Here is a 13,532-nt window from a genome sequence, read left to right as displayed (position 1 = left end):
GACAACGCCTCCGCCCATCCTTTTCCGATTGCGCCGGGCGGGGCGTTACTGGTATCTGTACGCATAACCAGTATTCGTTCGCCATGGCCCATCTTCCTGTGACCGCAAACCCGCTCGACGATCCGTTCTATTACCTTAACAACTTCATGCAAGTGCTTGATTGGCTTGAGCATCGCTATGGCGATGTGCTGAGTGTCGAGGAGCAACGGTTCATTGGCGACTTTAATGGCCTGGCCCGTGAATCCCGGGCGTTGCTGGTCAGGATGGTCATGCGCAAGAGGATCCACTTCAGGGCCAGTAAACTGCATTACGTCGAAATCGGTGACATCGCCAGCGCTGCCGAACCACTCCTGGCACTGGGCTGGGTGGATGAACAACTGCCTTTGTCGATCAAGGCGCTGTTCGACGTCTTGCTTAAGGCCGAAATTGTTCAGTGCCTTGGCAGCACCCTCTGCCAGCCCAAGGGCAAAAAGGTCGATTGGCTGCCGGTACTGAGTGAGCAGTTTCCCGAGGAGCGCAGCTTCGATGACTGGTGTCCGTCGCTGAACGACCGCTTGTTCAGTTTGACCATCATGGGCCTGTGCGATCGATTGCGCCTGATGTTTTTCGGCAATCTCTACCAGGACTGGTCTGAGTTCGTGCTGGCCGACCTTGGCATCTTTACCTACGAAAAAGTCGAATTCTGCGCTGATTCCCGAGGTTTGCGCTGCCGCGAGGACGTGGACGCCGGCATGTTCCTCTACCAATGCCAGCAGCACTTCGAAGCCGGTGAAGCGGTGGCTGACATTGTCGAGCGCATCAAAGGCTTGATGCTGATCAATCCCTGGTTGCAACGACGCCGCGACAAACTGCTGTTCCAGATAGCCCAGCACTGTGAGCGCATGGCGGATTTCACCACGGCGCTGGCATTGTACCGTCAGTGCGCATACCCAGGTGCACGCGTGCGGTTGATCCGCGTGCTGGAGCGTTGCGAGGAGTATCAACTGGCCCTCGACCTCGCCAACGAGGCGGGACTATCTCCACAAAGCGCCGCCGAACAACAGCAATTGCTGCGCATGATGCCCAGGCTACGGCGCAAACTGGGCGGGCCCGCGGTGAAACGCCCGTCCCCGCGGCAAATGCTGCGCCTGGACCTGCAACTGCCCCGGACCGACCCGTTAATATCGGTGGAGTCTTACGTCCAGGCGCATCTGGCGGACGATTCGGCACCGGTGCATTACGTCGAAAACAGCCTGATCAATTCACTGTTCGGGCTGCTGTGCTGGCCAGCGATTTTCGCGCCGTTGCCGGAGGCTTTTTTTCACCCGTTCCAGCGTGGTCCTGTGGATCTGCTCAACGAAGATTTCCATGAACGTCGAGCTGACCTGTTTCAAGCCTGCCTCGCGGAACTCGACGACGGGCGTTATCGGCAGACCATCCGTGAGCGCTATATCGAAAAATGGGGCGTGCAGTCGCCCTTCGTATTCTGGGGAGTGCTCAGCGAGGCATTGCTTGAGCAGGCCCTGGACTGCTTGCCGGCCGAACACCTCAAGCACTGGTTCAACCGCTTGTTGCTGGACATCAAGGCAAACCGCGCCGGCATGCCGGACCTGATCCAGTTCTGGCCGCAGCAAAAAACCTACCGCATGATCGAAGTCAAAGGCCCGGGGATCGCCTGCAGGATAACCAGTTGCGCTGGCTGGAGTTCTGCCACGAGCACCACATGCCGATTGCCGTGTGCTACGTGCAATGGGCGGAGCAGGACGCTTGAGCTACAGCATCGCGGTGCGGGCGCTGTGCGAATTCACCGCCAAGGTCGGCGATCTCGACTTGCGCTTCACACCGTCGCCCACTGCGCTGGAGGGTATCGTCGGCCATCGTACGGTGGCATCGCGGCGCAGCGAGGGTTACCAGAGTGAAGTCGCGCTCGAAGGCGTGTATCAAGGCCTGAAAGTCAAAGGCCGGGCGGACGGCTACGATCCCGCGCAAAACTGCCTGGAAGAAGTCAAAACCTACCGTGGCGACTTGAGCAAGCAGCCGGCCAATCACTGTCAACTGCACTGGGCGCAAGCCAAAATCTACGGCTGGCTGATGTGCCGCAAACTGGACCTTGAGCAGATCAATCTGGCGCTGGTGTATTTCGACATCGTCAGCGAAAAGGAAACCTGCCTGCTCGAGACTTACAGCGCCACGCATCTGCAGCTGTTCTTCGAGCAGCATTGCGCACGGTTCCTGGACTGGGCCGAGCAGGAGATGGCCCATCGCGAGGGGCGCAACCGGGCGGCGCAACAGTTGGCATTTCCCCATGCCGACTTTCGACCAGGGCAGCGTCATCTCGCCGAATCAGTGTTCAAGGCCGTCAGTACCGGCCGTTGCCTGATGGCCCAGGCGCCGACGGGAATTGGCAAGACCGTCGGCACCTTGTTTCCGATGCTAAAGGCTCTGGCGCCGCAGCAATTGGACAAGGTGTTCTTCCTTACGGCAAAAACGCCCGGGCGCAAACTGGCCCTGGATGCGGCGCAGGTGATCCTTGAGGGCGCCGAGGCACCGCCCTTGCGGGTTCTGGAGATGATTGCCCGGGACAAGGCCTGCGAGCACCCGGACAAGGCTTGCCACGGTGAATCCTGCCCGTTGGCCCAGGGTTTCTACGACCGTTTGCCGGCAGCGCGTCAGGCCGCAAGTAGAGTGAACCTGTTGAACCAGAGTGCATTGCGCCAGATCGCCCTGGACCATGGGGTGTGTCCGTATTACTTGAGCCAGGAAATGGCCCGGTGGGCCGACGTGGTGGTTGCCGATTACAACTATTACTTCGACTTCAGCGCCTTGCTGTTCGGGCTGGCTCAAGTGAACAACTGGAAAGTCGCAGTGCTGGTCGACGAGGCCCATAACCTGGTGGAACGCGGCCGCCAGATGTACAGCGCCAGCCTCGATCAAGCAACCCTCAATGGTGTACGGAAAACCGCCCCCGAGCCGTTGAAAAAGTCCTTGCAGCGAGTAAACCGCGAATGGAACGCCCTGCATAACCAGCAACTGGGCGCCTATCAGGCTTATGACAAGGCCCCGGAAAAACTGCTCCAGGCGTTGTCCTCATGCAGCGCCAGCATCGGCGACTACCTGAACGATCACCCGCAAGGACTGGACAGCGCACTCCAGAGTTTTTACTTCGACATCTTGCAGTTCTGCCGGGTAGCCGAGCTCTTCGACGAACATTTCCTGTTCGATATCAGCAAACGCGACCTAGAGCGCAAACGAGTTCTCTCGCAACTGTGCCTGCGCAACGTGGTGCCTGCGGGTTTCATTGGGCCGCGCCTGACGGCAGCACGCAGCACCGTGCTTTTTTCGGCGACCCTGAGCCCGCGCCATTACTACGCGGACCTGCTGGGGACGCCGGTGAATACAGTGTGCATCGACGTCGAATCGCCGTTCGACGCTGACCAGTTGCAAGTGCACATCGTCAGCCAGATCTCCACCCGGTTCGCCCATCGCCAGGCGTCCGTCGCGCCGATTGTCGAGTTGATCGCCAACCAGTTCAGCCAGCGCCCCGGCAACTACCTGGCATTTTTCAGCAGCTTTGATTATTTGCAGCAAGTGGCCCAGTTGCTGGCCGAACGACATCCACACATCAACCTGTGGTCGCAATCGCGTGGCATGGCAGAAGCGCAACGTCAGCAGTTTCTCGATCAATTCACCGAAGGCGGCGAGGGCATTGGCTTCGCGGTGCTGGGAGGGGCATTCGGCGAAGGCATCGACTTGCCCGGTGCGCGGCTGATCGGCGCGTTCATCGCCACCCTGGGGCTGGCGCAGTTCAACCCGGTCAATGAGCAGCTGAAACGGCGCATGGCTGCGATTTTCGGCGCCGGCTACGACTACACCTACCTGTTTCCCGGCGTGCAGAAAGTGGTACAGGCCGCGGGGCGGGTGATTCGCACGCAACAGGACCAAGGTGTGGTGATGTTGATCGATGACCGCTTTGGCGATAGCAAAGTCAGGCAATTGTTGCCGCGTTGGTGGTCGATTGAACCGACGCTTTTTCATTCCGCGACGTAGGATTTTTTACTTTATAAAACAAAAACATACCTTGTTGTAATCGTCGATTTGACCATTTGGCGAAAGAACACTTTATTGAAAGGGCTGGATATTACTTTCACCCAGCTCTTTGATAAGGAAATCAAGGTATGACAGAAGCATCGACTTACAGCTACACCGAAGCGGACGTGACCAAAGCGTTCGAAGAGATCATTGCGACGCTATTCGCCGGAAAAACGCCTGAAAGCCCGCCAAAGCTATTGATCACTGCCGGGTTGCAAGGCTCAGGTAAAACGTACTTGCTGGAAAAAAGCCTGCTGCCCTCAGGGCGCTATGCCAATTATGTTCGCCTGTACTTGCCGGATTACCGGAAAAAACACCCGCAGTACGACGACATGATCAAGCTCGGCGTGTTCCATGCCTACGAGCACACCGAAACCTTCATCAGGGCACTCGGCACGAAAATCTTCACCGAGGCACTCACACGCAAATGCAACATCATCATGGAGTGCGCATTCGACAGCATTGATTTTGCCGCGATTGCGACTTTCGCCCCCAGCTATCGACTGGAAGCCCATATCGTGGGCTGCAATCAGGCGTTCGCTCACCTGTCGAGCATCAAAGAGCGCTGAAAAGCCTGGAACAAAAGGAGCTGGAACGGTTTGTCAGCGCCTCGGCGCTGGAATCGAGCATGAGCAATGCCCAAGCCATCATTCTCGCGTTCGAAACCGCCGCCAAGGCAGTCAGCGGTTCACAGATCTATTTGTATGAACGCGGCCTGGGGGGATTGAAAGAGCGGACCTTGCGAGCCCACAGCACCTATACCAGAGACAGCAAAGGCGAGCTTACGGTCGAATCGACCGGTGGGCCTTATTCGTACAGTGCCTATAACGCCATCATCAACAATCACATCTACTCCATGGATGAGCGCGACGAAATGGTCAAGGAGTGTCATCTGGCGCTGCTGAAAACCGGCACATATGACAAACAGATTCCCGACTTCGTCTACAACGACCTGCACGCCTATATCGTCAAATACGTATACCGTTAACACCGGGCAGCGATAATTGTCAGGCAAACTGCCGAAGTGCTTTCCAATTTGGCAGTTTGTCGCATACTCCTGAAAAGCAATCCTGACGCGAGAACTCAATGAGCGAGGATCGAACCAAAGTGGTCGGGAGCGAGGAAACACGCTTTCGCCTGCTGATCGATGCGGTGGTCGATTATGCGATCTACATGATTGACCCCAATGGCATCATTTCCAGCTGGAACGCCGGCGCCAGGCGTTTCAAGGGTTATGAGGAAGCCGAAATACTCGGTCATCATTTCTCGCAGTTTTACACTGAAGAGGATCGCCGTGCCGGACTGCCCCAAAAGGCACTGGACACGGCGCTTCACGAAGGACGCTTCGAAGGCGAGGGCTGGCGTGTGCGCAAGGACGGCACGCATTTCTGGTGCCATGTGGTGATCGATCCGATTCGCGACCCCTCAGGCACGTTGCTTGGGTTTGCCAAGATCACCCGCGACCTGACCGACCGTAAAATGGCCGAAGAAACCTCAAGCAAAGCGAACAGCAATTCCGCTTGCTGGTGCAAAGCGTCACCGATTACGCCATCTGCATGCTCGCCCCGGATGGACGCGTGTCCAACTGGAACCCGGGGGCTCAGCGCATCAAGGGCTATTTACCCGAAGAAGTCATCGGCCAGCACTTCTCGATTTTTTACACCCCGGAGGACCGGGCAGCCGGCGAACCGCAACGCACGCTCGATATTGCGGTTCGCGAAGGGCGCTTCGAAACAAGGCCTGGCGCCTGCGCAAGGACGGAACCCGGTTTCTCGCCCATGTAGTGGTAGACCCGATCTGGGGTGACACCGGCATGTTGCTCGGATTCGCCAAGATCACTCGTGATATCACTGAAGCGGCGCAAGCGCAGCAGGCGCTTGAGCAAACCCGCGAGGCGCTGTTCCAGGCTCAGAAAATGCAGGCCATCGGTCAACTCAGTGGTGGGATTGCCCACGACTTCAACAACTTGCTGACCGTCATCCTTGGCAATCTGGAAATTGTCCGCAAACGCATGGCAGACGATCCGCGCCTGACCCGTTTACTGGACAACGCCACCCAGGGCGCCCAGCGCGGAGTGTCCCTGACCCAACGCATGCTGGCGTTTGCCCGGCGCCAGGAACTCAAGGCAGAACCTGTGCACATCCCGCGCTGGTACAAGGCATCACTGGTCTCCTGCGCAGTTCGCTTGGGCCTTCGGTAAAATCGAAACCAGTTTTCGCCAGAACCCGAGCCGGTCATGGCCGACGTCAATCAGCTTGAACTGGCGGTTCTCAACCTGGCGACCAATGCCCGTGATGCGATGCCCGATGGCGGGAAAATCGTGCTGGGCACCCGCACCGAGGTCATTCTCGATCAGCCCCGTTCGAAATTGGCGCCAGGGCGTTACGTGTGCCTGACCATCACTGACACCGGTGAAGGCATGGATGACACGACGCTCGCTTCGGCGATGGACCCGTTTTTCACCACCAAGGGCGTCGGTAAAGGGACGGGCCTGGGGTTGTCGATGGTGCATGGTTTTATCGAACAGATGGCGGGCGTTTCGTACTCAAAAGCGAGAAAGGCAAAGGCACCTGCGCCGAACTCTGGTTGCCCGTCGCCAAGGCAGGTTTGGTAACCGAGTTCCCTGTTGCAAAGCCGGCAGCCCCGCAGGTTCCGCGGCTGAACGTGTTGGTGGTGGATGATGACAGCCTTGTGCTGACCAGTACTTGCCTGTTGCTGGAAGACCTGGGACACCGGGTAAGTATCGCGGAGTCCGGTACGAAGGCGTTGCAGATGCTTCAAGGTGAACAACACTTCGACTTGGTCATCACCGATATGGCCATGCCGCAAATGAACGGGGCGCATCTGGCACAGGCCATCCGAATCCTAATGCCAACCCTGCCGATCATCCTCGCGACGGGTTATGCAGAACGCATCGATGGCTTTGCAGCGGGATTGCCGCGATTGTCCAAACCTTTTACTCAAACAATCTGGTGGAAGTCATTGCCGTGGCGCTGAAGTGAGTAGACGGTTGTGCTGCTCATACCGCGCCAGCATCGGCTGGTGCTAATGCCGTGCAGCAGAATGCTCAGAGCCACCACCGACAACGTGATGTCGGTGCACAGGCTGGCTACCGTTGTCGGGAGATCATGGTTCAAGGCGTAGAACAGATAGTAAAAGCTACCGATACCGCGAATCCCGAACCAGCCGATCAACAGTCGTTGCCGGCCGTTGAGCAAACTGCCCCAAGGCACCAGCCCGACGCTCAGGGGGCGAATCACGCAGAACAGCACCAGGGCAATCGCCAGCGCGCGCCAGTCCCAGTGCCCAACCAATACCACCCCGAGCAAGGTCACCAGAAATACCTCCATGGCCCGCTCGACCAGACTGCCAAAGGACAGCATGTCGCCGATCATGATACCGGCAGCGACCTGCGTGTCTTCCAGGTTTCCACATCGCCATGCACGGCATTGTCAGGTTCGACATTCTGGTGACCGACCACTGCTTGAACCAGATGCTCGGCCGGCGGCTGCGAGTATCCCGTTGATTTGACCTCTGCTACACGCAAGCCCAGGCCAGCGGCGAATACCGACAGAAAGCCATAGCCTTGAACCGACTCGGCCGCCACATACGCCAGCGCAATAAGTGCGAACGTCAGGTATCGTTAGGGGAAAGGGTACTGTCGGCATTGCGGATGCGCATCGACAGGGTTACGCGCCCGATGCCGCGTCCCATGCAGTAACCGATCAGCAAACCGGCTGGCACTGCCCACAACAGACGCTTGAGCGCCCACTCATCAAGCCAGGCGCTGGACGAACCCGCACCATGTTGCAAAAACAGTAAACCAAGGATGACGAATGGAAACGCGATGCCGTCGTTGAGGCCGGCCTCGCCGGAGAGCCCGAAGCGTACCGGGTCATCGTCCTGTGCGTCGTTGACCTGCACCAGCGAAGCCAGCACCGGGTCGGTGGGCGCCAGAATCGCGCCGATCAATAGCGATGGCCCCCACGCGAGGTCGAAGGCGTAATGCAATAAAAGACAGACGCCAATGATGCTCAGAAGCATCACTGGCCCCGCTAACCCGAACGCCACCCGCCACTTGCGATCCTTGAATGGCAGTCGCAACTTCAGCCCACAGACAAACAGGGAGAAAAGCACCGCGACTTCCGTCAGGTGCTCCATCCACAATGCCGCTTCTTTCACATCCAGTTTGAGCCAGCCAATGCCCGCCGGGCCAATGACCACGCCCAGTGCCAAACACACGGCCGAGGTGGTCACCGGCATCCAGCGCAGGTAAGAGGAGGTAAGCGCCAGCGTTAGCAGCACGGCGCCCAGCACCGCGACCCAGGCAACGAAGCTCATAGCTGCAAAGGTGCGGACATGGACGATCTCCAGATATCGAAGAGCCCGCCATGGCTGGGCCATAAGGTATGGAGCGAGGTACCTGTCGACAGGTTCCATTTTTCAGCGGCTTACCGTGATCAAAGGATCGGCTTGCCTCCGGTCACGCCAAAGCGCTGGCCGGTGATGTAGCTGCCCTCATCCGATGCCAGCAGCACATAGATCGGTGCTACTTCGACGGGTTGGCCCGGACGACCGAGCGGGGTGTTGCCTCCGAAGTTCTGTACCGTTTCCTCTGGCATGGTCGAGACAATCAGGGGTGTCCAGATTGGCCCCGGTGCCACGCTGTTCACGCGGATGTTCTTCGGCCCGAGCATTTGCGCCAGGCCGGCGGTGAAGTTGGCGATCGCGCCTTTGGTCGTGGCGTAGGCGAGCAGGGTGGGGTTGGGCATGTCCGAATTGACCGAACTGGTGTTGATAATCGAGCTGCCCGGTTCATGTGTTTCAACGCAGCCTGGCAGATCCTGAAAATGGCCGTGATGTTCACGTCGAAGGTCATCACCCACTCTTCGTCGGAGATGTCTTCGAGGGTCTGGTGGGTCATCTGGAACGCAGCGTTGTTGACCAGGACGTCGATGCGACCGAAGCGCTCGACAGTTTTTTCTACCAGTGCCTGGCAATGCACCTTGTGCGCCAGGTCACCGGGCAGCAGCAGGCATTGCCGGCCCGCCTGTTTGACCCAACGGGCGGTTTCCTCGGCATCTTCCTGTTCATCGAGGTAGGCAATGGCGACATCGGCGCCTTCACGGGCGAAGGCGATGGCGACCGCACGGCCAATACCGCTGTCGCCACCGGTGATCAGGGCAATCTTGCCCTCCAGACGTCCCGAGCCCTTGTAGCTTTGCTCGCCGCAGTCGGGATAAGGGTCCATTTTCCGTTGCGAGCCGGGGACAGGCTGGTGTTGTTTGGGGAAGGGTGGTCTTGGATAGTCGGTCATCATTAATCTCCGGGCTCAAGGGTAAGGAGTCAAAGGGTTGACCCCGGTGTTTTGTCTTGAGTTCGGTTGGATTTCGATGACCTACGCGATCCCCTGTAACGTGCTCCTACAGGGGATTTGTGTGGTTATCTTGTCAAGCCTTGAGGTTTCGCAAGCTACGCTCCATCCGGGCAATTCCTTCCTCCAGCAGCGATCGTGGGCAACCGAAGTTCAGGCGCACGAACTGGTTGCAGTCATCGCCAAAATCCAGGCCTGGGCTCAAGCCGACCTTGGCCTGTTCGAGGAAAAACTGCTGCGGGTTCGCAAGGCCCAGCGCCGTGCAGTCGAGCCATGCCAGATAAGTACTTTGCGGCACATTCATGGTGATGCCCGGCAAGCGGGTGCGCACCGCGTCGACCAGATAATCGCGGTTGCTCTGCAGGTAGGCGCTCAGTTCTGCCAGCCAGGCGCCCGCTTCGCTGTAAGCGACACGGGTGGCTTCCAGGCCCAGCGGGTTGACGCTGTCGACCATGCCGCAACGGGCGTGGTTGACCCGCTCGCGCAGGTGGCGATCCTGAATGATCATGAACGAGGTTTCAGCCCGGCAATATTGTAGGCCTTGCTGGCCGACATCAGGGTGATGGTGCGTTGGGCGATTTGCGGGCTCAGGGCCGCCATCGGAATGTGTTTGCGACCATCGAAGCACAGTTCGGCATGGATCTCGTCGGAGATGATCCAGGCGTCATGCTCCAGGCAGATGTCGGCGATGGCTTGCAGTTCTTCCCGAGGGAAAGCCTTGCCCAGTGGGTTGTGTGGATTGCTCAGCAGCAGGGCGCCGCCACCTTGCAGTGACTGGCTCAGGGTATCCAGCGGCGTGGCATAGGTACCGTCTGGTTGGGTGTCGAAATTCAGCTCGACTTTGTGCAGGCCCCAATGACCCGGCGCATGGCGCAGCGGCGGGTAGTTCGGGACCTGCACCACGACATTCTGTTGTGGTTGGACCAGCGCCTTCAGCGCCATGTTGAAGCCTGACTCGACCCCGGCAGGAAGATCAGTTCTTGCGGCTCGACGCGCCAGGCGTACTTGTCCAGAGTCGGCAACGATGGCTTCTCGCAGGTTGTCCGGGGCCACGCTGTAGCCGACCATCGGGTGTTCCAGACGCTTTTGCAGGGCCTGGATGATCATCGGCGGCGCGGCGAAATCCATGTCGGCGACCCACATCGGCAACACGTCGGCCGGGTACCGGCTCCATTTGGTGCTGCCGGTGTTGTGGCGGTCGAACACCTGATCAAAATCGAAAGTCATGCGCGGTCTCGTAACGGCAGGGATGGTTATGACGCCATGATAATCGCCAACCCCCTGTGGGAGCGAGCTTGCTCGCGAAGGACTAAGACACCGCAGTTTTTCAGAAAGGGCAGCAGGCGCATATTTGGATCGGGTGTATATCCATTCGGTGCCTTGCTCCGGTCCTGCTCCGTGGGCCCGCCGCGTAGAACCCCACTCGGCCTCTCGGGCAAGAAGATCAAAAGCCAGATCAAAAGCGAGGCGGCCTGACAGCCGACCTGATTTCGCGGATGTATTCGTACCCTGTATTCGTACCCCTGTAGGAGCGAGCCTGCTCGCGAAAAACGTCCAGACAACGCGGTCATTCAGACAGGGCGCGTTTTCGTTGACGTCCATCGCGAGCAGGCTCGCTCCTACAGGGGGAATGCGTTCATTCAAGATCAGGTCGGCTGTCAGGCCGCCTCGTTTGTTTTTGATCCGGGCGCCCCGTTAAACCACGATGGCCGGAGTGAGGGCATGCCGAGCCTAGGCGAGGCACCGAGTGGTGGGGCAAGAGCCCTTGGTTACTTAGGGCCGGGCGGCGTTCCGTTTTTCCAAGTGACCCGCTGTAAAAGCGGAACCATTAGCAGCCATTACCGCAACAACGGATCCACCCCAATCCAATCCCCATTAGCTGCCAGTTTGTTCAAACGACCAGATGAACAAAAACGCCGCGACTATCGCAAAAACGACCTGTTTACGCTGAACGCGAACCTTCATCAGTTTTCTGTTGAACGAGTGTTCAGCTTGGACTATGTTCGTTCCACCTTCTCTCCCGGCTGGTTGCGGGCTTGCGTTTCTTCATTCGAACGAGGCACTGGCATGCGGTTTTCACCCTTTGTTGAGCGGATCTCAGGTCAAGGCGTTGCCGCCTGGGATATTCACTACGCGGCGTTTGAAGCGCGACACCGGGGCGAGGATGTGATCATTCTTAGTGTCGGCGATCCAGACTTCCCTACGCCCGACTTCATCACCGATGCCGCCATCCAGGCGCTACGCGAAGGTGACACTCACTACACCGAAATCGCTGGTCGCCGGGCCTTGCGTGAAGCCATTGCCGCGCGTTACGGCAAGCTGTTCGACCGCGAGCTGCAAGCAGAAAACGTGATCACCGTGGCCGGGGCGCAGAACGCCTTGTTCGCCACCTCGATGTGCCTGTTGAGTGCCGGCGACGAGGTGATTGCTCTCGATCCGATGTATGTGACCTACGAGGCGACCCTGAAGGCTTCCGGCGCCACTCTGGTGCGGGTGGCGTGCTCGGCGGACGATGATTTCCGCGTCGATGCTGCCGTGCTGGCCAAAGCCATCACGCCGCGGACCAAGGCGATTTTCCTGTCCAACCCCAATAACCCCACCGGCGTTGTGCTCAACGGCGAAGAGCTGCAAGCCATCGCTGATCTGGCCATCGCCCATGACCTGTGGGTGGTGGTCGACGAAGTTTATGAAAGCCTGACATTCGAGCGCGACCACTTAAGCCTGGCGGCCTTGCCGGGCATGGCCGAGCGTTGCGTGGTGATCGGCAGCCTGTCTAAATCCCATGCCATGACCGGTTGGCGTATCGGCTGGATTGTCGCTGATCCGACTCTGATCGCCCATGCTGAAACCCTGGTGTTGAGCATGCTTTACGGCCTGCCAGGGTTTGTCATGGAAGCTGCGCTCAAAGCCGTGCAAGCCCACGATGAAGTGAGTCACGGCATGCGCGATATCTATCGCCGTCGTCGCGATCTGGTGGTGGCGGGGCTGTCGGACTGCCCGGGAATTTGTGTGCTCAAGCCCGACGCCGGCATGTTTGTGCTGGTGGACGTACGCGGTACGGGGCTGACTTCGCTGGAGTTCGCCTGGCGTCTGTTGCGTGAGGCGAGGGTATCGGTGCTCGATGCCGCTGCTTTCGGCGAACCGGCCCAGGGTTTTGTGCGGTTGTCCTTCACCCTCGGTGAAGAGCGACTGGCCGAGGCTTGTCAGCGTATTCGCGATTTTGTCCTAGTGCTCAAGGGCGAAGTGCCCAGCCTTGTAAAGAGCCCCGTCATCAGCCGCGTCACCAGTGAAGCGACAGTCGCACCGAGCGCGGCCCGGACCATGATCGAGGTCGATCAACTGCACAAACGCTTCGGCAATATCGAGGTGCTCAAGGGCGTGTCCCTGACTGCCCGCGAAGGCGAGGTGATCTCGCTGATCGGCGCCAGCGGCTCGGGCAAAAGTACCTTGCTGCGCTGCATCAACATGCTCGAAGTGCCAGACCAGGGGCGCATTCTGGTGGACGGTGAAAGCATTCACCTTAACCAGAATCGTCCCGGCGCACCGCTGGTGTCGGATGCCAAGCAGCTTGTACGCATAAGATCGAGCCTGGGCATGGTGTTCCAGAACTTCAACCTCTGGCCCCATCGCACGGTGCTCGAAAACCTGATCGAAGCGCCGACCCAGGTCTTGCGTGAAAGCAAAGCGGAAGCCACTGAACGGGCCGAAGCCTTGCTCGAACGCGTCGGGCTTGCAGCCAAGCGCAACGAATACCCGGCGTTTCTCTCCGGGGGACAGCAACAACGGGTGGCCATCGCCCGGGCCCTGGCCATGCGGCCCAAGGTCATGCTGTTCGATGAACCCACCTCGGCACTCGACCCGGAACTGGTCGGCGAAGTGCTGCGGGTGATCCGCTCTCTCGCCGAAGAAGGCCGGACCATGATCCTGGTGACCCATGAAATGGCCTTCGCACGTGATGTCTCTTCCAAAGTCGCCTTTTTGCATCAAGGGCTGATTGAGGAAACCGGTTCGCCGGACGAAGTGTTCGTACACCCACGCAGCGAGCGTTGCCGACAATTCGTCAACGCTCATCAGACTCGCTAAAAACAAC

Annotated in this window: 4 protein-coding genes and 5 pseudogenes; 5 read left to right on the top strand and 4 right to left on the bottom strand. The window is 58.8% G+C overall.

Annotated elements, in window-relative coordinates:
* The first annotated feature begins 83 nt into the window (after positions 1-83).
* The 4 genes and pseudogenes from CES87_RS19055 to CES87_RS19040 all read left to right on the top strand — a co-directional run bounded on the left by CES87_RS19055 (position 84) and on the right by CES87_RS19040 (position 7,070).
* Positions 84-1,750 (top strand): annotated as a pseudogene (locus CES87_RS19055) (VRR-NUC domain-containing protein).
* On the top strand, positions 1,747-4,026 hold the full coding sequence (locus CES87_RS19050; RefSeq protein ID WP_128607321.1) for an ATP-dependent DNA helicase: 2,280 nt from the start codon (positions 1,747-1,749) through the stop codon (positions 4,024-4,026). The pseudogene CES87_RS19055 and the gene CES87_RS19050 overlap by 4 nt, the downstream one beginning before the upstream one ends.
* A 128-nt stretch (positions 4,027-4,154) precedes the next feature.
* Positions 4,155-5,056, top strand: a pseudogene (locus tag CES87_RS19045) (zeta toxin family protein).
* A gap of 98 nt (positions 5,057-5,154) precedes the next feature.
* A pseudogene (locus CES87_RS19040) lies at positions 5,155-7,070 on the top strand (PAS domain S-box protein).
* Here the strand turns inward: CES87_RS19040 and CES87_RS19035 are convergent.
* From CES87_RS19035 to CES87_RS34420, 4 genes and pseudogenes are all read right to left on the bottom strand, one after another.
* A pseudogene (locus CES87_RS19035) lies at positions 7,048-8,409 on the bottom strand (cation:proton antiporter). The pseudogenes CES87_RS19040 and CES87_RS19035 overlap by 23 nt on opposite strands.
* Before the next feature lie 119 nt (positions 8,410-8,528).
* Positions 8,529-9,385: pseudogene (locus tag CES87_RS19030) on the bottom strand (SDR family oxidoreductase).
* Positions 9,386-9,518: 133 nt separating this feature from the next.
* Positions 9,519-9,950, bottom strand: a complete 432-nt coding sequence (locus CES87_RS34425) for an aminotransferase class I/II-fold pyridoxal phosphate-dependent enzyme (RefSeq protein ID WP_371858229.1) — start codon at positions 9,948-9,950, stop codon at positions 9,519-9,521.
* Positions 9,947-10,669 (bottom strand): aminotransferase class I/II-fold pyridoxal phosphate-dependent enzyme, encoded by a 723-nt coding sequence (locus CES87_RS34420; RefSeq protein ID WP_371858228.1) that lies wholly within the window; start codon positions 10,667-10,669, stop codon positions 9,947-9,949. Before CES87_RS34420 ends, CES87_RS34425 begins: the two co-directional genes overlap by 4 nt.
* 840 nt (positions 10,670-11,509) lie before the next feature.
* Here CES87_RS34420 and CES87_RS34070 point away from each other — a divergent pair.
* Positions 11,510-13,525 (top strand): aminotransferase class I/II-fold pyridoxal phosphate-dependent enzyme, encoded by a 2,016-nt coding sequence (locus CES87_RS34070; RefSeq protein ID WP_128607320.1) that lies wholly within the window; start codon positions 11,510-11,512, stop codon positions 13,523-13,525.
* The last annotated feature ends 7 nt before the right edge of the window (positions 13,526-13,532 follow it).

This window comes from Pseudomonas sp. ERMR1:02 (genome assembly GCF_002277815.1).
Lineage (GTDB): Bacteria > Pseudomonadota > Gammaproteobacteria > Pseudomonadales > Pseudomonadaceae > Aquipseudomonas.
The sequence above is the reverse complement of the archived record's forward strand: the minus strand, read 5'-3'. Positions and strand labels throughout refer to the sequence as shown.